This window comes from Kitasatospora sp. NPDC088783 (genome assembly GCF_044750705.1).
GTDB classification, from domain to species: Bacteria; Actinomycetota; Actinomycetes; order Streptomycetales; family Streptomycetaceae; genus Kitasatospora; species Kitasatospora fiedleri.
Window position 1 is genome coordinate 211,370 of the sequence record NZ_JBIVKJ010000008.1, and the last position, 22,010, is coordinate 233,379.

At 74.2% G+C, this 22,010-nt stretch carries 19 protein-coding genes; 4 read left to right on the top strand and 15 right to left on the bottom strand.

Features of this window, described 5'->3' with window-relative positions; genetic code table 11:
* Window positions 1-16 precede the first annotated feature (16 nt).
* The 7 genes from tuf to ACIP60_RS23215 all read right to left on the bottom strand — a co-directional run bounded on the left by tuf (window position 17) and on the right by ACIP60_RS23215 (window position 8,716).
* Window positions 17-1,210, bottom strand: a complete 1,194-nt coding sequence (gene tuf, locus ACIP60_RS23185; RefSeq protein ID WP_030457430.1) for an elongation factor Tu — start codon at window positions 1,208-1,210, stop codon at window positions 17-19.
* Window positions 1,211-1,415: 205 nt separating this feature from the next.
* A complete protein-coding gene (gene fusA / locus ACIP60_RS23190) occupies window positions 1,416-3,521 on the bottom strand; it encodes an elongation factor G (RefSeq protein ID WP_100837819.1) in 2,106 nt (701 codons plus the stop codon).
* 39 nt (window positions 3,522-3,560) lie between these two features.
* Window positions 3,561-4,031 (bottom strand): 30S ribosomal protein S7, encoded by a 471-nt coding sequence (rpsG, locus tag ACIP60_RS23195; RefSeq protein ID WP_030457432.1) that lies wholly within the window; start codon window positions 4,029-4,031, stop codon window positions 3,561-3,563.
* 2 nt (window positions 4,032-4,033) lie between these two features.
* A complete protein-coding gene (rpsL, locus tag ACIP60_RS23200; protein WP_014144289.1) occupies window positions 4,034-4,405 on the bottom strand; it encodes a 30S ribosomal protein S12 in 372 nt (123 codons plus the stop codon).
* A gap of 295 nt (window positions 4,406-4,700) precedes the next feature.
* Window positions 4,701-6,329, bottom strand: coding sequence for a DUF2142 domain-containing protein (locus tag ACIP60_RS23205; protein ID WP_400687315.1), 1,629 nt, complete (start codon window positions 6,327-6,329; stop codon window positions 4,701-4,703).
* Complete coding sequence (locus tag ACIP60_RS23210; RefSeq protein WP_400687317.1) at window positions 6,308-7,978, bottom strand: hypothetical protein; 1,671 nt, start codon at window positions 7,976-7,978, stop codon at window positions 6,308-6,310. Before ACIP60_RS23210 ends, ACIP60_RS23205 begins: the two co-directional genes overlap by 22 nt.
* 186 nt (window positions 7,979-8,164) lie before the next feature.
* Entirely contained in the window at window positions 8,165-8,716 is a 552-nt protein-coding gene (locus tag ACIP60_RS23215) for a DUF1707 and DUF4190 domain-containing protein (protein ID WP_400687319.1), read from the bottom strand.
* A gap of 270 nt (window positions 8,717-8,986) precedes the next feature.
* Between ACIP60_RS23215 and ACIP60_RS23220 the strand changes: the two genes are divergently transcribed.
* From ACIP60_RS23220 to ACIP60_RS23235, 4 genes are all read left to right on the top strand, one after another.
* Window positions 8,987-9,766 (top strand): ABC transporter ATP-binding protein, encoded by a 780-nt coding sequence (locus ACIP60_RS23220; protein WP_400687321.1) that lies wholly within the window; start codon window positions 8,987-8,989, stop codon window positions 9,764-9,766.
* Window positions 9,763-11,379 carry a transporter gene (locus tag ACIP60_RS23225; RefSeq protein ID WP_400687323.1) on the top strand — a complete coding sequence of 539 codons (1,617 nt, stop codon included), beginning with the start codon at window positions 9,763-9,765 and terminating at the stop codon, window positions 11,377-11,379. The genes ACIP60_RS23220 and ACIP60_RS23225 overlap by 4 nt, the downstream gene beginning before the upstream one ends.
* A 71-nt stretch (window positions 11,380-11,450) precedes the next feature.
* Window positions 11,451-12,767: a DUF2786 domain-containing protein gene (locus ACIP60_RS23230; protein ID WP_400687325.1), complete on the top strand. Its 1,317-nt coding sequence runs from the start codon at window positions 11,451-11,453 to the stop codon at window positions 12,765-12,767.
* A gap of 34 nt (window positions 12,768-12,801) precedes the next feature.
* Entirely contained in the window at window positions 12,802-13,941 is a 1,140-nt protein-coding gene (locus ACIP60_RS23235; RefSeq protein ID WP_400687327.1) for an ADP-ribosylglycohydrolase family protein, read from the top strand.
* Between the two features lie 34 nt (window positions 13,942-13,975).
* Here the strand turns inward: ACIP60_RS23235 and ACIP60_RS23240 are convergent, their stop codons facing one another.
* The 8 genes from ACIP60_RS23240 to ACIP60_RS23275 form a co-directional block, all read right to left on the bottom strand.
* Complete coding sequence (locus ACIP60_RS23240; protein WP_400687584.1) at window positions 13,976-14,950, bottom strand: ADP-ribosylglycohydrolase family protein; 975 nt, start codon at window positions 14,948-14,950, stop codon at window positions 13,976-13,978.
* 34 nt (window positions 14,951-14,984) lie between these two features.
* Complete coding sequence (locus ACIP60_RS23245; protein ID WP_400687329.1) at window positions 14,985-16,196, bottom strand: cytochrome P450; 1,212 nt, start codon at window positions 16,194-16,196, stop codon at window positions 14,985-14,987.
* Between the two features lie 84 nt (window positions 16,197-16,280).
* Window positions 16,281-17,030, bottom strand: coding sequence for an SIR2 family NAD-dependent protein deacylase (locus tag ACIP60_RS23250; RefSeq protein WP_400687331.1), 750 nt, complete (start codon window positions 17,028-17,030; stop codon window positions 16,281-16,283).
* Complete coding sequence (locus tag ACIP60_RS23255) at window positions 17,027-17,608, bottom strand: hypothetical protein (protein ID WP_400687333.1); 582 nt, start codon at window positions 17,606-17,608, stop codon at window positions 17,027-17,029. The genes ACIP60_RS23250 and ACIP60_RS23255 overlap by 4 nt, the downstream gene beginning before the upstream one ends.
* A 140-nt stretch (window positions 17,609-17,748) precedes the next feature.
* Window positions 17,749-18,423 carry a response regulator gene (locus ACIP60_RS23260; protein ID WP_400687335.1) on the bottom strand — a complete coding sequence of 225 codons (675 nt, stop codon included), beginning with the start codon at window positions 18,421-18,423 and terminating at the stop codon, window positions 17,749-17,751.
* A gap of 35 nt (window positions 18,424-18,458) precedes the next feature.
* Complete coding sequence (locus ACIP60_RS23265; protein WP_400687337.1) at window positions 18,459-19,637, bottom strand: sensor histidine kinase; 1,179 nt, start codon at window positions 19,635-19,637, stop codon at window positions 18,459-18,461.
* Between the two features lie 90 nt (window positions 19,638-19,727).
* Window positions 19,728-21,182 carry a WGR domain-containing protein gene (locus ACIP60_RS23270; protein ID WP_400687339.1) on the bottom strand — a complete coding sequence of 485 codons (1,455 nt, stop codon included), beginning with the start codon at window positions 21,180-21,182 and terminating at the stop codon, window positions 19,728-19,730.
* Between the two features lie 103 nt (window positions 21,183-21,285).
* Window positions 21,286-21,954 (bottom strand): hypothetical protein, encoded by a 669-nt coding sequence (locus ACIP60_RS23275; RefSeq protein ID WP_400687341.1) that lies wholly within the window; start codon window positions 21,952-21,954, stop codon window positions 21,286-21,288.
* Window positions 21,955-22,010: the final 56 nt, after the last annotated feature.

Consider the following 22,010-nt stretch of genomic DNA (forward strand, 5'->3'; position numbering starts at 1 on the left):
GGGGTCAGATCGGCACTTACTTGACGATCTTGGTGACCTGGCCGGCGCCGACGGTGCGGCCACCCTCACGGATGGCGAACTTCAGGCCCTCCTCCATGGCGACGGGCTGGATCAGCGCGACGGTCATGGCGGTGTTGTCGCCCGGCATGACCATCTCGGTGCCCTCGGGGAGGGTCACGACGCCGGTCACGTCCGTGGTGCGGAAGTAGAACTGCGGGCGGTAGTTGTTGAAGAAGGGGGTGTGACGGCCACCCTCGTCCTTCGACAGGATGTAGGCCTGGGCCTCGAAGTCGGTGTGCGGCGTGACCGAACCCGGCTTGATGATGACCTGGCCGCGCTCGACGTCCTCGCGCTTGATGCCGCGGAGCAGCAGACCGACGTTCTCACCGGCCTGGCCCTCGTCGAGCAGCTTGCGGAACATCTCGATACCGGTGACCGTGGTGGTGGTCTTGGTGGTCTTGATGCCGATGATGTCGACGGTCTCGTTGACCTTGAGGATGCCGCGCTCGATGCGGCCGGTGACGACGGTGCCACGACCGGTGATCGTGAAGACGTCCTCGATCGGCATCAGGAACGGCTGGTCGGTGAGGCGGGCCGGGGTCGGGATGGCCTCGTCGACGGCGTGCATCAGGCCGAGGAGCTTCTCGCCCCACTCCTTGTCGCCCTCGAGCGCCTTCAGCGCCGAGACGCGGACGACCGGCAGGTCGTCGCCCGGGAACTCGTACTCGGAGAGGAGCTCGCGGACCTCGAGCTCGACGAGCTCCAGGATCTCCTCGTCGTCCACCATGTCGGCCTTGTTCAGGGCGACGACGATGTAGGGGACGCCGACCTGGCGGGCCAGGAGGACGTGCTCCTTGGTCTGCGGCATCGGGCCGTCGGTGGCGGCGACGACGAGGATCGCACCGTCCATCTGGGCCGCACCGGTGATCATGTTCTTGATGTAGTCCGCGTGACCCGGGCAGTCGACGTGGGCGTAGTGACGCGCCTCGGTCTGGTACTCGACGTGCGCGATGGAGATGGTGATACCGCGCTGACGCTCCTCCGGCGCCTTGTCGATCTGGTCGAACGGCGTGAAGGGGTTGATGTCCGGGTACGCGTCGTGCAGCACCTTGGTGATGGCCGCGGTCAGCGTGGTCTTACCGTGGTCGATGTGACCGATGGTGCCGATGTTGACGTGGGGCTTCGTCCGCTCGAACTTCGCCTTCGCCACTGCAGTCCTCCTGAGGACAGTTCTGTACGCCGTACGACGTCAGTTGGTCTGGATCGGGTTGTTGGAACGGGGCGCTGGTGTCGCGCCCCATTGCCGTCCCGCGGGTGGGGGTGCCGGAGGGCTCCCGGGCGGAACCCGGACGGGCAAGCGTCCGGGTGCCCTCCTTCTAGCCTAAAGGGTCTGAATCATCCCGATTACCGGGACGTCACTCGCCCTTGGCCTTGGCGATGATGTCGTCCGCCACGTTCCGCGGAACCTCGGCGTACGAGTCGAACTGCATCGAGTAGCTTGCGCGACCAGAGGTCTTGCTGCGCAGGTCACCGACGTAGCCGAACATCTCGGAGAGCGGCACCAGCGCCTTGACGACGCGGGCACCGTGACGCTCCTCCATGGCCCGGATCTGGCCACGGCGGGAGTTGATGTCGCCGATCACGTCGCCCATGTAGTCCTCGGGGGTGGTGACCTCGACGGCCATCATCGGCTCCAGCAGAGCCGGCGACGCCTTCTTGGCACCTTCCTTGAACGCCATGGAACCGGCGATCTTGAACGCGAGCTCGGACGAGTCGACGTCGTGCGACGCACCGTCGAGCAGGCTCACGCGGACGCCCTGGAGCGGGTAGCCGGCGAGCACGCCGAACTCCATGGCCTCCTGGCAACCGGCGTCGACCGAGGGGATGTACTCCTTCGGAACGCGGCCACCGGTGACCTTGTTCACGAACTCGTAGCCCTCGCCGGACTCCAGCGGCTCGATCGCGATCTGGATCTTCGCGAACTGGCCGGAACCACCGGTCTGCTTCTTGTGCGTGTAGTCGATGCGCTCGACGGCCTTGCGGATCGTCTCGCGGTACGCGACCTGCGGCTTGCCGACGTTGGCCTCGACCTTGAACTCACGGCGCATGCGGTCGACCAGCACCTCGAGGTGCAGCTCGCCCATGCCCGCGATGATCGTCTGGCCGGTCTCCTCGTCGGTGTTGACCTGGAAGGAGGGGTCCTCCTCGGCCAGGCGCTGGATGGCGACACCCAGCTTCTCCTGGTCGCCCTTGGACTTGGGCTCGATCGCGACGCGGATGACCGGGGCCGGGAAGTCCATGGACTCCAGGATGACCGGCTGCTTCTCGTCGGACAGCGTCTCACCGGTGGTGGTCTGCTTGAGGCCCATCACGGCGATGATGTCGCCGGCGCCCACCGAGTCGATCTCCTCACGCTTGTTCGCGTGCATGCGGTAGATCTTGCCGATGCGCTCCTTCTTGCCCTTGACGGAGTTCAGCACCGAGGTGCCGGACTCCAGGCGGCCGGAGTACACGCGGACGAAGGTGAGCTTGCCCAGGTGCGGGTCGGACATGATCTTGAACGCGAGCGCGGCGAGCGGCTCGTCGTCCGAGGCCTGCCGGACGATCTTCTCGTCGGGGTTGTTCGGCTTCGTACCCTCGATGCCCTCGATGTCGAGGGGCGACGGCAGGTACTTCACGACCGCGTCGAGCAGGGGCTGGACGCCCTTGTTCTTGAAGGCCGAGCCGCAGAAGATCGGAGTGAAGTCCGAGTTCAGGGTGCCCTTGCGGATCGCGGCGACCAGCAGCTCCTCGGGGATGTCCTCGCCCTCCAGGGCGAGCTCCATCACCTCGTCGCTGACGTTCGACACGGTGTCGAGCAGGGCCTCGCGGTACTCCTCGGCCTTGTCGGCGAGGTCGGCCGGGATGTCGACGACGTCGTACATCTCGCCCTTGGGCGCGTCCGCGGACCAGACCAGGGCCTTCATCTTCACCAGGTCGACGACACCGGTGAAGTCACCCTCGGCGCCGATCGGCAGCTGCATGACCAGCGGGGTGGCGCCGAGGCGGTCCACGATGGTCTGCACGCAGAAGTAGAAGTCGGCACCCGTGCGGTCCAGCTTGTTGATGAAGCAGATGCGCGGGACGCCGTAGCGGTCAGCCTGCCGCCACACGGTCTCGGACTGGGGCTCGACACCGGCGACACCGTCGAACACCGTCACGCCACCGTCGAGCACGCGCAGCGAGCGCTCCACCTCGACGGTGAAGTCGACGTGGCCCGGGGTGTCGATGATGTTGATGGTGTTGTCGACGCCGTCGAGGGTCCAGTGACAGGTCGTCGCGGCCGACGTGATGGTGATGCCGCGCTCCTGCTCCTGCTCCATCCAGTCCATCGTGGCAGCGCCGTCGTGGACCTCACCGATCTTGTACGAGACACCGGTGTAGAACAGGATCCGCTCGGTGGTGGTGGTCTTGCCCGCGTCGATGTGCGCCATGATCCCGATGTTGCGGACCTTGGCGAGGTCAAGGGAGGTTGCAGCCATGGTGGCTCGTTCTCTCTCTGTCTAGTGACGGGGTTCGGACTACCAGCGGTAGTGCGCGAAGGCCTTGTTCGACTCGGCCATCTTGTGGGTGTCCTCGCGGCGCTTCACGGAGGCGCCCAGACCGTTGCTGGCGTCGAGGATCTCGTTGAGCAGGCGCTCGGTCATGGTCTTCTCGCGGCGGGCGCGGGAGTAGCCGACCAGCCAGCGCAGCGCCAGGGTGTTGGCGCGGCCCGGACGGACCTCGACCGGCACCTGGTAGGTGGCGCCACCGACGCGGCGGGACTTGACCTCGAGGGTCGGCTTGACGTTCTCCAGGGCGCGCTTGAGCGCGACCACCGGGTCGGCGCCGGTCTTCTCGCGGACGCCCTCGAGGGCGCCGTAGACGATCCGCTCGGCGGTGGAGCGCTTGCCGTGCAGCAGGATCTTGTTGACCAGCGAGGTCACCAGCGGGGAGCCGTAGACCGGGTCGATGATGACCGGGCGCTTCGGGGCGGGGCCCTTACGAGGCATTCTTACTTCTCCTTCTTGGCGCCGTAGCGGCTGCGAGCCTGCTTGCGGTTCTTGACACCCTGGGTGTCGAGCGAGCCGCGGATGATCTTGTAGCGGACACCAGGAAGGTCCTTCACACGGCCACCGCGGACCAGCACGATGGAGTGCTCCTGCAGGTTGTGGCCCTCGCCCGGAATGTAAGCGGTGACCTCGATCCCGCTGGTGAGGCGCACACGGGCGACCTTGCGGAGAGCCGAGTTCGGCTTCTTCGGGGTGGTCGTGTACACACGCGTGCAGACGCCGCGGCGCTGGGGCGAACCCTTCAGTGCGGGCGTCTTGTTCTTCTCGACCTTGTCCTGCCGGCCCTTTCGGACCAGCTGCTGGATCGTAGGCACCGTTTCTCCGTTTTCTGTGTGCCAAGGCTTGGTGGAACTAACCTGCGGTATGGCCCGCACACTCCGACCCACGCGGTCGGGCGTGTTGGGCCTTCTTCGGGGGAAGAATCGCGGAATCCCATGAGCTGCGCTGCGGCTACGGCGCACACCGAGCGGGTGGAGTCTCCGCTGCGGCGGCCGATCTGCTGGCACGCACAAGGACCCGGGCACACCCCAGGCACAAGGTCAGAGCGTACCTAGCGCACAGGCGGCGGTCAAAACAAATGGAGTGCGCCCGGTTGCGCGGGCCCGTGGATCAGTCCACGGCCGCCAGCGGCGGGCCGTCGGCGCGCAGCCGGTGGCGGCGTCCGGCGCGACGCCCGGCGGACGGGGTGCCGGCGTGGTCGGAGGCGAACGCCGGGACGACCAGCAGCAGCGCGGCCAGCGCGTACAGCGCGGTCCACACCACCCAGCCGCCCGGGGGCAGCCAGTGCGCGTGCCGGTTGAACAGCGAGCCGCTGGTGCCGACCCCGAAGCGGCGCAGCGTCCAGTAGAAGGCCGCCAGGTTGGCCAGGGCCAGCGGGAGCACCACCGTCGCGGTGAGCCGGCGCCAGGGCAGCGCGGGGCCGCCGGAGGCCGTCCGGTCGGCCAGCACGGCGCCGCACAGCAGCGGCAGGCCGACCGCGAAGGGCATCAGGTAGCGGCCCTGCCAGACCGGGCCGAGGTGGTACTGGGCGGCCTGGGCGAGCGGCGGGGCGAGCACGATGCCGAGCGCGACCAGGACCGCCGAGAGGGCGTCCCGGCGGCGGCCCAGCACCACCGTCAGCACCGCGAGCAGGCCGATCGCCGCGGTCCACACCACCCAGGTGAGGACCGTCGGCTTGGTGTCCAGCCAGCCGAACCAGCCGATCATCTGGTGGATGTAGTCCATGCTGTTGCCGAACGCGTCCTTGGCCGCGACGGCGGGCGAGTTGTACCAGGGCGGGAGCGTGATCACCGAGTGGTCCGGGTGGCTGCGGGACCAGAGCAGCGCCCCGACCGAGGCGGTCCCGAGCAGCACCGTCCAGCCCCACAGCGCCTTGCGGCGCAGCAGCGGGCGCAGCGCCCCGCGCCGGTGCACCAGCAGGCCGACGACGGCCGCGCCGGCGAACCAGAGCAGGCCCAGCGGACGGATGTTGATCAGCACCAGGCCGCCGATGCCGAGCCGGGCCAGCCGGCGGTTGAGCAGCAGCGGGTCGGGCGAGCGCAGCATCGCCAGCATCGCCGACCAGACCAGGATGCCCGCCGCGATCTCGCCGCCGCTGGGGTTGACCATGCCGGCCAGGAACAGCGCCGTCGGGGTCGCGGCGACCAGCAGGCCGGTCATCGCGGGCCGCCGGCTGCGCCACTCCGCGGCGGTGACCATCGCGCTGGCCAGCAGGGCGGCGCAGAGCACCGCCGACAGCAGGCGCATCAGGTAGAGCGCGGTCGGGCCGTCGGTGACCAGGCTGGGCAGTCCGGCGTACAGGTAGTAGGCCGGGTGGTAGCGGCCGGCCGCGGTGGTGACCTGGACGGTCGGGCCGCCGGAGCCGATCTTCGGGGCGCAGCTCGCCGGGACGGCGGGCTGCCAGCTGTAGCACTCGTGCTCGTGCGGCAGTTGGGCGTACCAGCCGGGCAGTTGGACACCGGTCTCGGCGAACTCCGAGTCCACCCCGGCGACGGTGTGCTCGACCATCACCTCGGGGCCGCCGAACTGGCCGCGGGCGACCGCGGCGGCCCGGATGAAGTGCGCGTGCTCGTCCGGGGAGGCGGCCAGCGGGGTGGCCGCGGCCCAGGCCCCGGCGAGGGCGAGGAACACCGCGAAGGAGCACAGCCACAGGCGGCGGCGGGTGCGGACGGCCCAGTCGGCCAGCCGGGTCAGCCCGGCGGCGAGGCGGCTGGGCCTCACCGGATGTAGCTCAGCCACGACTGGTCACCCTCCGCGGAGCAGGTGTGGCCGGGCGCGAACTTCGGGCAGCTGCCGTCCAGTTTGCGCACGGTGTGGGAGACCCACGGCAGCACCCGGTAGGTGCCGTCCTGAGCGGGCATGTAGCGGTCCGCCATCGAGGAGGAGACGGTGCCGAGCAGGAGCAGCAGCCCGACCAGGGCGCCGGCCACCGCGCCGGTGCGGCCGACCGGGCCGAACAGCGCGGCCGGGTCGGTGTCGCCGGCGGTGTTCCGCCGCTCGGCCAGCCGCTTGGTGACCAGGTGCACGGTCAGTGCGCACACCACCATGCCGCAGTACAGCAGTTGGTTGTTGGTGCGGGTGTACAGCTGCACGGTCTGGGTGGAGTACATGTGCGAGGCGATGTACATCCGCATCAGCCAGGCGCTGACGAACATCGCCACGATGGTGACCGGCAGCGGCTGGCGCAGGCCCATCCAGAGCACCAGGCCCAGGCAGACGAAGGTGACCACCGCGAACAGGCCGACGCCGCCGTACTCGCCGAGCGGCGGCCAGTCGCCGACGTTCTTGCCCGGCATGTCGGTGCGCCACATCAGGTAGTAGGCGGGGTCGGTGTAGTTGTCGAACCGGAAGTTCGTGTCCTTGGTGTTCTGGCCCTCGACCAGCATCACGTGCAGGTAGCTCCCGGCCACCACCAGGAACCCGACCAGCGAGGCGGCCAGGTAGCCGAGGCCCTTCCACCAGCCGGTGCGCCACGGGAAGTAGAGCAGGGCGGCGAGCAGCACGCCGGCCGCGCTCCACAGGAACCAGCCCGAGTAGGTGAGGAACATGACGCCCAGCAGCACGCCGAAGCCGCCGCCGACCGCCAGCAGCAGCGGCCAGCGCTGGTTCCCGCTGCGGCGCAGCGCCACCACCATCGCCACCAGGGTGGGGATCAGCACGGCGAGCACGGTCTGGCTGTACGGCTTGTAGGCGTCGATCAGGGTGAAGGCGGGGGCGACGCCGAAGGCCAGCGCCCGGACCGGGCTGAGCAGCATCCGCCAGGCCAGGTAGGTCAGCGGGCCGAACGCCGCCGCGCCCAGGATCTGGAGGTCCTTGAAGGCGTAGGCGGTGTTGCCGCCGCGGAACCACTCGGCGTAGTAGCCGAGGGTGTAGAGCGGGCCGGGCGGGTACACCGGGGAGCCGGACGGCTGCCCGTTGGCGACCGCGTGCGCCCACTCGACGATCCGGCCGCTGTCGCCGTTCAGGCCGAACATCGGCCAGGGCGTGCCGAGCAGCGCGACCACGGCGCCCGCGGCGACGAAGCCGCTGGCCAGGCCGACCACGGCGGCCGCGGCGAACCGGGTGACCAGGTCGAAGTGCCGGCCGCGGCGGAACCGGGCGGCCAGCAGCACCGCGGCGACGCAGAGCAGGCCCAGCAGGGCGAACCGGAACTGGATCGCGGCCAGGCCGCTGACCTGGGCGATCCGGTCCAGCGGGTTGAGCTTGAAGCGGTGCGCCAGGTACGGGAGGACCAGCGCGGCGGCGAAGGCCACCGCCGCCTCGGCGGCCAGCAGTGCGGGCGGGGATCCCAGCAGCCAGGCCCATCCGGACCCGCCGCGGCCGCGCGCGCCGCGGTTCTTGTCGGGGCCCGGCACGACGGCAGCCGACCCTTCGGTACTGACAGTCACTGGTTGGCTTCCTCGATCGCTGGTCGTCGTCCGGCGCCGCAGAGGGGGCAGCGATCTCGCATCCTACTGGGCGGCCCACGAACGGGGGTTTGCGGGCGCGACCACCGGGGAAGCCGGGCCGGGGGCGTGCGCGGTCCGGGCGCAGGTGCAGGTAGGGCGCGGCAGGACGCGCCGGGCGGCCCCGGCTCAGGCCGAGACGAGGGCCAGCAGGAGGAAGAGCACCCAGCCGGCCACCGACAGCCAGCCCAGGACCAGGCCGAGCACCGCCAGGCCGTCGCCGTCCTCGCGGGTGACGCGCATCCGGTTGCGGGCCATGTGGCCGGTGATCACGGCGGGCAGCCCGGTGACGCCGAAGGTGAGCACGGTCAGGCAGCCGAGCGTCGCGGAGGCCACCGCCAGGCCGTTGTTGCGGACGGGCCGCGAGGGCGGCGGCAGGTAGGCGGGCATGAAGGTCGGCGGCACCACCGGCACGGGCGCGCCGAAGGGCTGCACCATCGGCCCGGACGGCAGGTCGGCCACCAGCGAGGCCAACTGCCCGTAGGTGGCGGCCTGGTGGGCCGCGGACATCCGGTGCTCGTACTCGGCGGCGGTCAGCCGGCCCTCGGAGAAGGCGGCCTTCAGCACGTCGATGGTGCGTTCCCGGTCGGAGTTGGCGGCCCGCATCGCGGACTGCGGCGTCGGCGCCGGCTGCCAGGGCTGCTGCCCGTACGGCGCCGGCGACCCCCACTGACCTGCCACCGCGGCCTCCTCCCGTTCCCCGTGCTGCGCGTGCGCTCCCAGCATGCAGGACGAACGGAGGGCCCGGGTAGTTGCCGGTCCCGGCGGGAGAAGGGACGGCGTACCGCCGAACGGGGGATGTGCGGGTGGAGGAACGGTCGTAGGGTCACGTCAGGCCCGCCCCCGGCCGCCGCCCCGCCCGGCCGGGCGCCCGGCCGGAACGCGTCGGAAAAAAATCCGTCCGGACCGCAGGACCCGTCCGGACCGACCTCGACCAGGAGGCCACCCGCCATGGAGGCGACCACCCCGCCGCCCGCCGTCTCGATCCGCGACCTGTGGAAGCGCTTCGGCGCGCAGACCGCCGTCGCCGGGCTGAGCCTCGACCTGCCCGCCGGGTCGTTCATCGGCCTGGTCGGCCCGAACGGGGCCGGCAAGACCACCACGCTGTCGATGGTCACCGGGCTGCTGCGGCCCGACCGGGGCACGGTGCTGGTGCACGGCGCGGACGTGTGGCGGGACCCGGTCGCGGTGAAGGCCCGGATCGGCATCCTGCCGGAGGGGCTGCGGATGTTCGAGCGGCTCAGCGGGCGCGAGCTGCTGCGGTTCAACGGCCGGCTGCGCGGGCTGGACGGCCCGGAGACCGACCGGCGGGCCGAGGAGCTGCTGGCGGTGCTCGACCTGGCCGGCGCCGCCGACAAGCTGGTGGCCGACTACTCCACCGGCATGCGCAAGAAGATCGGCCTGGCCGCCGCGCTGCTGCACAACCCGGACGTGCTGTTCCTGGACGAGCCGTTCGAGGGCGTCGACCCGGTCTCCGCGCAGACCATCCGCGGCGTGCTCACCCGGTACGCCGCCTCCGGGTCGACGGTGGTGTTCTCCAGCCACGTGATGGAGCTGGTCGAGTCGCTGTGCGACTGGGTCGCGGTGGTGAACGCCGGGCAGGTGGTCGCCGCCGGGCCGCTGGACGGGGTGCGCGGCGGGACGTCGCTGCACCAGGCGTTCCTCGGGCTGGTCGGCGTCCGCGAGGACGACGGGCAGGCGCTCGACTGGCTGGGCGGGGGCCACCGGTGAGCACCGCCGCCGCCGGGGACCGCGCCGTCGTCCGGGCCCTCGTCGCGCTCAAGCTCCGGCTGCTGCGGAACGGGCTGCGGCGCACGCCCGGGCTGGCCGCCGGGTACGTCCTCGGCCTGGTCGTCGGGCTGCTGTTCGGGCTGGGCGGCGCCGCCGGGCTGGCCGTGCTGCACGGCCGGGCGGGGGCGGCCGACGCGGCCGCGGTGCTGGTCACCGGGCTGACGGCGTCCTGGGCGGCGATGCCGCTGTTCTTCTTCTCCAGCGACGAGAGCGCCGACCCGACCCGGCTGACCATGCTGCCGCTGCGGCCGGCCGTGCTGCTGCGCGGCACCCTGCTGGGCGGCCTGGTCGGGCCGGGGCCGCTGGTCAGCCTGCTGCTGCTGGCCGGCGCCGCGGTGGCGGCCGGGCGGGGCGCGGCCTCGGCGGTGGTGGCGGTGCTCGCGGTGCCGCTGACCCTGCTGGTGCTGGTCGCGCTGATCCGGGCGGTCGGGGCGGCCAACGCCCGGATGCTGTCCAGCCGGCGCGGCAAGGACTTCGCCGTCTTCGGCGGCCTGCTGTTCGCGGTGCTGGCGCAGGGCGGCAACCTCGCCCTGCAGAGCTCGCTGAACGGCTCCGGCCCGGGCGTCGACCTGTCGGTGCTGCACCCGTACGCCTCGGTGGTGCGGTGGCTCCCGCCGGTCGCGGCGATCGACGCGGTGCGCTCGGCCGGGGAGGGCGCCTACCCGGTCGCGGCCGGACAGCTGCTGCTGACCGCGGCCCTGCTGGCCGGGCTGCTGCGCTGGTGGCTGCGGAGCCTGCGGGACCTGATGGTCAGCGGCGACTCCTCGACCCTGCTGGAGCGCTCGCCCGCCGCCGCGGCCCGGTCGGCGGGCCGGTGGCGGCTGCTGCCCCCCGGCCGGGTCGGCGCGGTCGCCCAGCGGCAGCTGCGGTACGCCTGGCGGGAGCCCCGGGCGAAGGCCGCGGTGTTCACCGGCATCGGGATGACCGCGGTCTTCTCGGTGCTGTCGGTGGTGCAGGGCTGGGGCTCGGTGTACGTGATCGCGATCGGCGGGCTGATGCTCGGCCTGCAGGCCGGCAACCTGTTCGGCATGGACGGCTCCGGCTTCTGGATGATCGCCGCCACCCTCGCCACCCGGCGGGACGCCCGGGACGAGCTGCGCGGCCGGGCGCTGGCGGTCCTGGCGTACGCGGTGCCGGTGCTGCTGCTGTTCGGCCCGCCGGTGGCCGCCCTCACCGGCGACTGGAGCGGCCTGGCCCCGGCGCTCGGGCTGGCGCTGGCCGTGCTCGGCACCGCGGTCGGCCTGGGCTGCGTGATCAGCGTCCGCGCCCCGTACGCGCTGCCCGCCGACGGCAACCCGATGCGCAACGCGGCGCCCGGCCAGAACGGCGCGGTGCTGCTCAACGCCTTCGGCTCGATGGTCGGCGTGGCGGTGCTCTGCCTGCCGCTCGGCGCGCTGCTCGCCCTCCTGCTGCACGGCCACCACCCGGTCTGGCCGGTGCTGCCGGTCGGCGTGCTGTACGGGGCGGGCCTGGCCCTGCTGGGCGTCCGGCTGGCCTCGGGGCGACTGGTGGAGCGGGCGCCGGAGATCCTCGCCGGGGTGATCGAGCGGTGACGGCCCGCCGGGCTCCGGCATCATGGAGGGCGTCCCCTCCCCCGTCCCCCTCGTAGGAAGCAGGAACCGCCGTGGCCAGCACCGATCAGCCCGTGGACGAGCTGGTGGCGGAGGCGGTGGCCCGGGTGGCGGGGGCGCCGGCCGGGGGACTGGAGTACGTGGTGGACGGGGCGGCGTCGCTGCTGGCGGCGTCCGCGGAGCGGTGGCCGGGGGTGAGCCGGGCGCTGCTGGGGACCGCCGAGCGGACGGTGGGCCGCTGCTGGGCGGCCGGGTGGCAGCCGGCCGACCTGGTGCGGGTGGCGCGGCGGGAGCTGGGCCCGGTGCAGGTCGCGCTGGCGGTGGACCTGATCGCGGCGGAGGGCCGGCGGCACCCGGCGGCGGCGCTGGACCGGCGCTGGCGCGAGCAGGTGCGGGAGCTGGACGCCCACCCGTGGTGGCCGTCCGACGAGGCGTACCTGTCGGAGTTCGCGGCCCGGCACCGGCTGGACCGGTTCGCGCTGGCGACGGCGGCGCTGGAGCTGCTGCGGGCCTGGGCGCTGCTGCCGCCGGTGCAGCCGGTGGGTCCGGGGCCCGGGCAGTCGGCCCCGCGGGCGGGCGGGCCGCGCGCGGACGAGCCGCGGATGCTGGGGCGGATCCGGGCGCTGCTGGCGAAGGCCGAGTCGACCGGGTTCCCGGACGAGGCGGAGGCGCTGACCGCGAAGGCGCAGGAGCTGATGGCCCGCCACTCGATCGACGAGGCGCTGCTGGCGGCGGGCGGCGGCCGGTCGGCGGACGATCCGGCGGCGGTCCGGATCGGGGTGGACAACCCGTACGAGGGCCCCAAGACGATGCTGCTGGACGCGGTGGCGGCGGCGAACCGGTGCCGGGTGGTGTGGGCGAAGGAGTTCGGGTTCTGCACGGTGGTCGGCTTCGACGCCGACCTGGACGCGGTGGAGCTGCTGTACACCTCGCTGCTGGTGCAGGCGACGGCGGCGATGCACCGGGCGGGCAGCCGCAAGCACGAGGACGGCGCGGCCCGGACCAAGGCGTTCCGGCAGTCCTTCCTGGTGGCGTACGCGGCCCGGATCCGGGAGCGGCTGGCCGAGGCCACCGAGCGGGCCACCGCGCAGGCCGACGAGGACGTCGCGGCCGGGCGCACGGCCGGGGGCGCGGCCGGGCACCCGGACGGCGCCGACCCGGACCGCGCGCCGCTGCCGGCCGTCCCGGACGGCGGCCTGCTGCCGGTACTGGCGGCCCGGGCGGAGGCCGTCGACAACACTGTGGGCAAGATGTTCCCCAAACTGGTGTCGCAGCGGGTGCGGGTGAGCGACGGCGAGGGCTGGGTCGAGGGCCGGGCCGCCGCCGACCGGGCTTCCCTGCACCGCGGTTCGGGGCGCATCGCGCGCTGACCGGCCGGCGGCACCCCGTGACGGGGGAGGACCGATGGATTTCACCGACCGGGTGCGCGGCGCGCTGCTCGGGGGCGCGCTGGGCGACGCCCTGGGCTGGCCGATCGAGTTCCAGCGGCTGGAGCGGATCCGGGAGAGGTTCGGGCCGGACGGCCTGACCGACCTGGCGGACGCCGGGCTCGGCGGGCAGGTCACCGACGACACCCAGATGACCCTGTTCACCGCGGAGGGCCTGCTGCGCGGCGGCCGCCCGGAGGACCTGCACGCCGCCTACCGGCGCTGGTTCCTCACCCAGCGGCTGCCCGGACCGGAGCGCGACCCCGACGGCTGGCTGGCCGCCCAGGACTTCCTGTACGCCTCCCGGGCCCCGGGCAACGCCTGCACCACCGGGGTGGCCGCCGCCTACCGGCCGGCCGCCCCGTTCGGCCAGGACGGCCCGGTCAACCCGGGCTCCAAGGGCTGCGGGACGGTGATGCGCTCGGCCCCGTTCGGCCTGCTCGGGCTGGGCCCGGAGGAGGCGTTCCGGCAGGCCGCGGTGGCCGCGCAGCTGACCCACGGCCACCCCACCGGCTACCTCGCGGCGGGCGCGTTCGCGGCCCTGGTCGACCGGGTCGCCGCCGGGACGCCGCTGCGCCCGGCCGTGGACGCGGTGCTCGCCCAGCTGGACGCGCACCGGCTGGGCGCGGAGACCGGCGACGCGCTGCGCCGGGCCGTCCGGATCGCCGCGGAGGGCCCGGGCACGGCGGAGGCCGTGGAGCGGGTGGGGCTGGGCTGGATCGCCGAGGAGTGCCTGGCCATCGCCGTGTACGCGGCCCTGGCCGGGCCGGACGCCCGCGCCGCCCTGGTGCTGTCGGTCAACCACTCCGGCGACAGCGACTCCACCGGCGCGGTCTGCGGCAACCTGGTCGGCGCCCTGCACGGGCGGTCCGGCCTGCCCGCCGACTGGTGCGCCCTGGTGGAGGGCCGCGAGGTGGTCCTCCAGGTCGCCGACGACCTCGTCACCGCCGCCGCGGCCGCCGCCACCGGCGGCGACCGGTCGGCCCTGGACGCCCGCTACCCGCGGCCCGCGACGGCGCCCGGACCCGCCGCCGGGCCCGTCCCCGCCGCCACCGCCGCCCCGGGCGGGCCGGGCGGGCCGGAGCGGGCGCGGTTCCGGCCGCGCGGCCGAGCCTGAGCCGCTCCCCGGCGGCGGCCCGGGAGCCCGCGGTTCAGTCCCAGAGCGCGCCGAGGGCCAGCAGTTCGCGGCGGTACTCGATCCGGTCGGTCCACTCGCGCGGCCAGGCGTCCGCGCCGTGCCGGGCCCCGGCGAAGGCACCGGCCAGGCAGGCCAGCGAGTCGGAGTCGCCGGAGGAGACCGCGGCGCGGCGGACGGCGGCGACCGGGTCGTCGGGCAGCAGCAGGAAGCAGAGCAGGGCGGTGGCGAGGGCCTCCTCGGCGATCCAGCCCGCGCCGGTGCGCTCGCACGGGTCGGCGTCGAGGTCGGGGGCGGCGAGCGCGGCGTCGAGCCGGTCCAGGACGTCCAGGCAGTCGTCCCAGCCGCGGGCGATGAACTGCTCCGGGGTGCCGGTGTGGTCCCGGGCGGCGAGGTCGCCGAGCCAGAACTCGTCGTAGCGGGTGCGCTGTCGGTGCGCGTGGGCGCGCAGCCGGGCCGGGAGTTCGGCCGGCTCGACGCCCTGGGCGAGCCAGCGGACGGTGAACGCGGTGAGTTCGCTGGCGGCCAGCGCGGTGGGGTGGCCGTGGGTGAGGCCGGACTGCAACTGGGCGGCGCCGGCGACCTGGCGGTCGGTCAGTTCGCGGACCAGGCCGAGCGGGGCGACCCGCATGTTCGCGCCGCAGCCCTTGGAGCCGAGGTCGCCGGCGTCCTGCCAGGGGCGGCCGGTGGAGAGCCGGAAGCAGGAGCGCAGGCAGGTCATGCCGGGGGCGCGGTCGTTGTCCGGGGAGCGCCACCAGTCCACGAACTCCTCGCGCAGCGGGAGTTCGAGGCGCAGCGGGACGAGCGGGCCCTCGGCCAGGGCGTCGCGCAGGGCGCGGGCCAGCGCGAGCGTCATCTGGGTGTCGTCGGTGACCTCGGCCTTCTTCGGGAGCGGGAGGCGCCGCCAGTCGGCGCTGATCCGCCCGATCTCGTCCAGGTCCAGGAACTCGGTGGGCTTGCCGAGCGCGTCCCCGATCGCCAGCCCCAGCATCGCCCCGGTCGCCCGCTTCACCGTGCGTTCCCCCTCAGATCTCGACCAGCAGTTCCTCCAGCCCCCGGATCACGTAGCCGGGGCGCCGGTCGGGCTCGCGCCGCAGCGTCAGCCCGGGGGCCTTGCGGAGCAGTGCGCCGTAGGACTCGGTGAGTTCCATTCTGGCGAGCGGGGCGCCGAGGCAGAAGTGGATTCCGGCGCCGAAGCTGAGGTGCGGGTTGTCGGTGCGGCCGAGGTCGAGCCGCTCGGGGTCGGTGAAGCGCTCGGGGTCGTGGTTGGCGGAGCCGAACAGCAGGGCGACCTCGGCGCCGCGCGGGATGTGCGTGCCGGCCACCTCGATGTCGTCCAGCACCCAGCGTTCGAACATCTGCAGCGGGGTGTCGTAGCGCATCAGCTCCTCGACGGCGGTGGGCAACAGTTCGTCCACCGCGCCGCGCAGCCGGGTGAGTTCGCCGGGGTTGCGGAACAGGGCGAGCCAGCCGTTGCCGGTGGTGTTGACGGTGGCCTCGTGGCCGGCGTTGAGCAGCAGCACGCAGGTGGAGACCACCTCCTGCTCGCTGAGCGACTGCCCGTCCTCGGCGGCCAGGGCCAGCGCGCTGATCAGGTCGGGGCCCGGGTCGGCGCGTCGGCGGCGGATCAACTCCCGCAGGTAGGACGAGAATTCGATGCTGGCGGTGACGGCGCGGCGGGCCGTCTCCGCGCTCGGGTGGAGTTCGAACATGCCGGTGATGTCGGCGGACCAGGGGCGCAGCAGGTGCCGGTCCGGCTCGGGGACGCCCAGCAGCTCGGCGATCACCGCGACCGGCAGCGGTTCGGCGACCCGGGCGATCAGGTCGCCGCCGCCCTCGGCGAGCAGGCCGTCGACGAGTTCGCCGGCCAGCCTGCGGACGGCGGGGCGCAGCGACTCGACCGTGCGCGGGGTGAAGACCTTGGCGACCAGGCGGCGGATCCGGGCGTGGTCGGGGCCCTCCAGGTCCAGCAGGCCGTGGTCGTTGAGGGTGTGGAACGGCTCGTGGGCGGGGTCCGGCGCGGGCCGCCCGAACTCCTCGTGGGTGAACCGGTGCGTGTGGGTGCGGCCGAGCCGCCGGTCCCGCAGCAGCGCGTTGACGTCGGCGTGCCGGGAGACCAGCCACTGGCCGGTCGGCGCGTAGTGGTGGACGGGCGCCCGCTCGCGCAGCGCGGCGTACGCCGGGTAGGGGTGCGCCACGAACGCGGCCGACCACGGGTCGAAGGCGTCGATCGCCATGGGGTCCTCCCTGCTCGTCGGGCCGCCATGCTACGGGCCCCGGCCCGCCGCGCGGCGGGCCGGGCGCCCCGGGCGGGCGGCGGCTCAGGGACCGGACAGGTCGCCGTCCACCAGGCGGGCCACCAGCGCGGGCAGCGCGGTCGAGATCGGCGTGCGGACCACCTCGTGCGCCTCCCCGTCGTACGGCGTGGGCTCGCCGTTGACCACGATCAGCCGCGCGCCGTGCTCCAGCGCGATCCGCGGCAGCAGCGCCGCCGGGTGCACCTGGAGCGAGCTGCCGACCGCCAGGAACACCTGGCAGTTCCGGGCGATCGTGCCCGCCTGCTCCAGCACCCGCTCGTCCAGCGCCTCGCCGAACATCACGGTGCACGGCCGCAGCACCCCGCCGCAGCGCTCGCACGCCGGGTCGTCCTCGCCGGCGGCGACCCGCGCCAGCGCCGCCGCCATCGGGCCGGACTCCCCGCAGCCCGCGCACCGCACCCCGGTGGCCGTGCCGTGCAGTTCGAGCACCTTGCGCGGGGAGACGCCGGCCGCCTGGTGCAGCCCGTCCACGTTCTGGGTGAGCACCCGCACCGGGACGCCCGCCCGCTCCAGGTCCGCCAGCGCCCGGTGCCCGGCGTTCGGCCGGGCGCCGATCGCGCCCGCGTCCCGCCGCATCAGCCAGGCCCGGCGCCGCACCTCGGCGCTCGCCAGGTACGGGCCGATCGTGACCAGCTCCTGCGCGCTCGGGTCCCGCTGCCAGAGCCCCTGCGGGCCCCGGTAGTCGGGGATGCCCGAGTCCGTGGAGATGCCCGCCCCCGTCAAGACCGCCACCAGCGGCCGCTTCCCGTTCATGCCCCGGACGGTACGGCCCGCGGCCCGCCGCGGCCAGCGGTTATCACCGGCCGGAACGCCAGCAGGTAGAGTGCCGCGCCGAGCGCCAGGAAGTCCAGCGACGCGCCCATCGCCAGGGTGCCCAGCAGCACCAGCGCCGGGCTCCACCACGGGACGGCCCGGCGGAGCGCCAGGCGGGCCAGCAGCCCGAGCAGGCCGACGTACAGCAGCAGCGGGACGACGGTGTACACCAGCGGCAGCACGCCCGGCACCGACTGCACCCGGTCGAACAGCGCCGAGCGGGCCGCCCGGTCGGCCGAGACGGCGTTCGCGTACAGGTCGATCCCGGCCTGCGCCAGGCCGGCCGCCACCCCGGCCCAGCCGAGGCCGAGCCAGGCCCGGCCCCACGCCCCGTCCCGGCCGCCCAGCCGCCACAGCTCCGGCAGCCCCGCGCCCAGCAGCGCCAGCCCGGCGAACAGCGCCAGGTGCCCCGCCGTCCAGCCGACGCCCACCCCGCGCGAGCCCGGCAGCAGCCGCACCAGCCCGTACACCGCCAGCAGCCCCGCCGCCCAGCCCAGCGCCCGACGTCCCGTCACCATCGCCCCAACCCCCTCGTGAGAGTGCCTTCCTGACACCCCCACCCTCCCGCGGCGGGCGCCGCCGCGCCTCCCCCGCGACGGCGATGCCCGGTCTCCCTCCCGCGGGGGAGCGCACCGCCCGCCCCGGCGGCGGGCGGGTCTCACTCCCCCGCCGTGACCGCCCCCGCCTCGTACGCGAAGACCACCGCGTGGACGCGGTCGCGCAGGCCGAGCTTCTGCAGCAGGTTGCTGACGTGGGTCTTCACGGTGTGCTCGCTGACCACCAGTTCGGCGGCGATCTCGGCGTTGGACATGCCCCGGGCGACCAGCCGCAGGGTCTCCGACTCCCGGGCGGTGAGCGACTCCAGCAGGCGCCGGAGCGGCCGGGCGACGGCCGGGGCGGCGCCGGTCTTGCGGGCGGTCACCTCGCCGATCACCCGGCGGGTGACGGACGGGGCGAGCAGCGCCTCGCCGGAGTGGACGACCCGGACGGCGTGGGCGAGGTCGTCGCGGCGGACGTCCTTGAGCAGGAAGCCGCTGGCCCCGGCGTACAGCGCGTCGAAGACGTAGTCGTCCACGTCGAAGGTGGTGAGCATGATGACCCGGCAGCCGGGGTGCTCGACGCAGACCCGGCGGGCGGCCTCCAGGCCGTCCATGACGGGCATCCGGACGTCCAGCAGCAGGACGTCGGGGGCGTGCGCGCGGACGGCCTCCACGGCCTGCCGCCCGTCGCCGGCCTCGGCGACGACCTCGATGTCGGGCTGGGCGTCGAGGATCATGCCGAACCCGGCCCGGACCAGTTCCTGGTCGTCGGCGATCACCACGCGTATGGTCAACTTCCGTCCCTCTCTCAGGCGTTGATCGGCAGCTCTCAGGCGTCGAGCGGCAGTACGGCGGCCACCAGGTAGCCGGGCCCGTCGGGTCGGGGCCCGGTCTCGGCGCTGCCGCCGCAGGCCGCCGCCCGCTCCCGGATGGAGAGCAGGCCGCGCCCGCCGGAGCGCCCGTCGACCCCAGCCGCCGCGCCCGCCCCCGCTCCCGCGCCGTCGTCGACCACCTCGACCGCCAGCAGCGCCCCGTCGCGGACCGCGACCCGGACGCCGACCCGCCGGGCGCCGGCGTGCTTGACCACGTTGGTGAGCGCCTCCTGGACGATCCGGAAGGCCGCCGCCTGCACCTCGGCCGGCCCGGCCTCCTCGATCTCGGCGTCGACCGCCACCCCGGAGTCGCGGACCCGCTGCAGCACGTCCGCGAGCTCGGCCAGCCGGGGCTGCGGGGCGAGCGCGGGCGCCGCGCCGCCCTCCTTCAGCACGCCCAGCGACCGCCGGAGCTGGACCATGGCGTCGCGCCCGGAGTCGGCGATGGCGTCGAACGCGCGGACCGCCCGGTCGGGGTCGCTGCGCACCACCAGCGGCCCGGCCTCGGCCTGGACCACCATCAGCGAGACCGCGTGGGCCAGGATGTCGTGCATCTCGCGGGCGATCCGGGCGCGCTCCTCGGCGACCGCGCGGGCGGCGTCGCTGGCGGCCCGCAGCCCGGCCTGCCGGGCCCGTTCGGCCTCGACGCCGGCCAGTCGGCGCAGCTCCCGCACCAGCGAGCCGAGCACGAAGCTGCCGACCGACACCACCAGGCTGAACAGCATGCCGCCGAAGGAGCGGGTGCCGACCACGTTGCCGACCACCGCGAAGGCCAGCAGCGCGGCGCGCTGCCAGTCCCGGCCGCGGTCGGCGACGGTGTAGACGGCGACCGCCATGGCGACCTGGATCTGCGGCATCGCGAAGTGCGCGACCACCGACAGCGTGCAGGTGGGCACCGCGCAGGCCAGCAGCACCGCCCACGGGGCGCGGCGGCGCCACCACAGCGGCAGCGCCCCGGCCAGCGCCAGCGCGTAGGCCCACCACTGCCGTTCGGCCGCGTGCTCGTCGGTGTACACCCCCCAGAGCGAGACGCCGACGGCGAGCACCAGCAGCGGCCCGTCCACCGCCCAGGGCCGGGCCCGCCCCCAGGCCAGCAGCCCGTCCGTCCGCTTCCCCCACGTCCCCCGCGTCCCCATGGCCCGCATCCTCCCGCATCGTCGGCCGGCCGCCGCGCGCGCCTCCCGGCGCGGAACGCCGGGGGCACCCCGGACGAACGCCCCGGGGCGTCACAGCAGCCGCTTGATCTCCCCGCGGGCCCGGTAGAACCCGCCGGACTCGGACCGGCGCACCTCGGCGACCAGGTACCGCGCCCCGGCGACCCGGACGTCCTTGGGGAACTGCACCCGCAGCGCGGCGTCGTAGCCGGGCGTGACCACCCGGACCCGCAGCCGCCCGCCCTCGGCCACGCACTCCACCTCGACGCCCCCGGCGCCCGCCAGCGCGCCGGCGCTGACGGTCTCCAGCTCGGCGCCGGCCGCGACCCGCTCGACGCCCGCGCCGCTCACCTCGGCGGTGGCCGGCAGGGTGCCCTGCTCGGCGGCCTGCACGGCGCCCTGGGAGGCGTCCAGGCAGGCCAGCGAGCCGTCGGTGGTGACCAGGTACAGCCGCCCGTCGCGGTACTGCATGCTGTACGCCGAGCCGCAGCCGGTGCCCAGCTTCCACAGCCGGGTGCCGTCGGCGGCGAAGCAGTAGACGGACGAGTGGTTGTCGCCCGCGAACACGAACTCCCCGTCCGGGGAGGCCGCGCAGGAGAACACCGCGGCGTCGCACCGGTACGCGGCGGTCTCCGCGCCGTCGGACTTGCGCAGCCGGTGCACCCAGCCCTGCGAGGTGCCGGCGAACACCTCGTCCCGCTCCTGCCAGCCGAACAGCACCGAGCCCTTGGTGCGGGTGTGCCAGAGCTGGTCGCCGCCGCGCTTGGCGTACCGGGCCACGCCCGCCGACCAGCCGTGGTAGACCGACTCGGCGTCGCAGCGCACCATCCAGCCGGAGGAGCCCTGGGCGTTGCGCCGCCACTGGAACTCGTCCTCGTGGTCGACGGTGGTCAGCCCGCCGCGCTCGTCGGCGACGCCGAGCACGCCGTCGTGGATGTCCAGCCAGTAGATGTCCACGTCCTGGGCGATCTCGTACGCCACCCGCGGCACCTTCCCGCCGAGGTCGTACACCTTGCCGTCGTCGCAGCCCGCGTAGATCCACCAGTCGTCGGCGACGATGCACTTGACCCCGTCGGGCAGGCCGAACCGGCCGGTGACCCGGCCGTCCGTGGTCAGCGTGTAGACGTCGCCCTGCTCGTTGCCGACCCAGGCGTGCTCCTCGCCGACGTACACCCCGAACGCGGGCGAGCCGGAGCGGAAGCGCCACAGCAGCGGGGCCTGGCGGGCGGTGGAGCGGGTCGAGGTGATCTGCCGGCGGGTCACCGACCGGCGCTGGCGCACGCCCCGCACGGCCGGGGCGTAGCCCTTGCGGACCTTCTCGCCGATCTTCCTGGCGGCCTGCGCGGCGGCCTTCTCGGCGCTCGCGCAGACCGTGGTCCTGGTGGTGCCCGGCTCGCCGATCCGGCCGTAGCGGATGGTCAACTCGGCTTCCTTGACCGTGACTTCGTAGAACTTGTGGGCGCTCCCCTCGTCCTCGGAGAGCTCCAGGTAGGTCACCTGCGGGTCGGCGGAAACGGTGGCGGACATGGCCGACGCCCCTTTCGGGCACAGAGTTCGGGAGGGGTGCCGGCGGGGCCTGCGCCCTCCGTCCGACACCCTCAATCTACGTCCCGGCACCGACAGTTGGCGATCAGCCGGTGGCGACCTTCACGCCGCCGGTGTCCGCCCGGGCGACCAGCGCGTGCCCGGCCCCGGCCTGCGAGGGGACGCTCACCTCGGTGCCGCCGGCCGAGGCGTGCGCGTCCACCGTGTACGCCTCGCCGGCGGGCACCGTCAGCTCCACCCCGCCGGTCCCGGTGCGCAGTTCGGCCCGGGTCGGCGCCGCCGCGAACCGGGCGCTGACGCCGCCCGTCCCGGCCTCCAGCGTGACGTTCGCCCCGCGCAGCCCGGTCGCCTCCACGCCGCCGGTGACGGTCCGCGCGGTGATGTCGCCGCCCAGGTCGCGCAGCGTGATGCCGCCGGTGGTCTCCTCCAGCCGCAGCACCGTCCCGGCCGGCACCCGCACCTGGTAGCCGATCCCGCACTGCGAGCAGGAGTACGTCAGCTTCAGCACCCCGCCGCTCAGCTCGTGGCCGGCCCGCGGCTCCTCGTCCTGCCAGGTGCGCTTCTCCACCACCTGCACCGGCCCGTCCCCGGCCCGCACCTCGATCCCGCCGACCTCCCCGGTCACCTCCAACGCGGTGACCTGCCCGGGCACCTCGTACGACACCGTCTTGCGCTGCTCGTCCCACGGCCCGCACCCGACCGCCCCGACCGCCAGCAGCCCCACGACCGCCGCCGCCCCCACGAACCGCTTCACCGCGGCCTCCTCTCGACGACCACCAGTCTCCCGGCCCGCCGCCCCCGGCCGCCTCC

What these genes read in the sequence shown, in the direction of transcription:
- fusA (WP_100837819.1), bottom strand. Translation starts at nt 3,521, where the DNA reads ATGGCTGCAACCTCCCTTGACCTCGCCAAGGTCCGCAACATCGGGATC.
- rpsG (WP_030457432.1), bottom strand. Translation starts at nt 4,031, where the DNA reads ATGCCTCGTAAGGGCCCCGCCCCGAAGCGCCCGGTCATCATCGACCCG.
- ACIP60_RS23220 (WP_400687321.1), top strand. Translation starts at nt 8,987, where the DNA reads ATGGAGGCGACCACCCCGCCGCCCGCCGTCTCGATCCGCGACCTGTGG.
- ACIP60_RS23235 (WP_400687327.1), top strand. Translation starts at nt 12,802, where the DNA reads ATGGATTTCACCGACCGGGTGCGCGGCGCGCTGCTCGGGGGCGCGCTG.
- ACIP60_RS23240 (WP_400687584.1), bottom strand. Translation starts at nt 14,950, where the DNA reads ATGCTGGGGCTGGCGATCGGGGACGCGCTCGGCAAGCCCACCGAGTTC.
- ACIP60_RS23245 (WP_400687329.1), bottom strand. Translation starts at nt 16,196, where the DNA reads ATGGCGATCGACGCCTTCGACCCGTGGTCGGCCGCGTTCGTGGCGCAC.
- ACIP60_RS23250 (WP_400687331.1), bottom strand. Translation starts at nt 17,030, where the DNA reads ATGAACGGGAAGCGGCCGCTGGTGGCGGTCTTGACGGGGGCGGGCATC.
- ACIP60_RS23255 (WP_400687333.1), bottom strand. Translation starts at nt 17,608, where the DNA reads ATGGTGACGGGACGTCGGGCGCTGGGCTGGGCGGCGGGGCTGCTGGCG.
- ACIP60_RS23265 (WP_400687337.1), bottom strand. Translation starts at nt 19,637, where the DNA reads ATGGGGACGCGGGGGACGTGGGGGAAGCGGACGGACGGGCTGCTGGCC.
- ACIP60_RS23270 (WP_400687339.1), bottom strand. Translation starts at nt 21,182, where the DNA reads ATGTCCGCCACCGTTTCCGCCGACCCGCAGGTGACCTACCTGGAGCTC.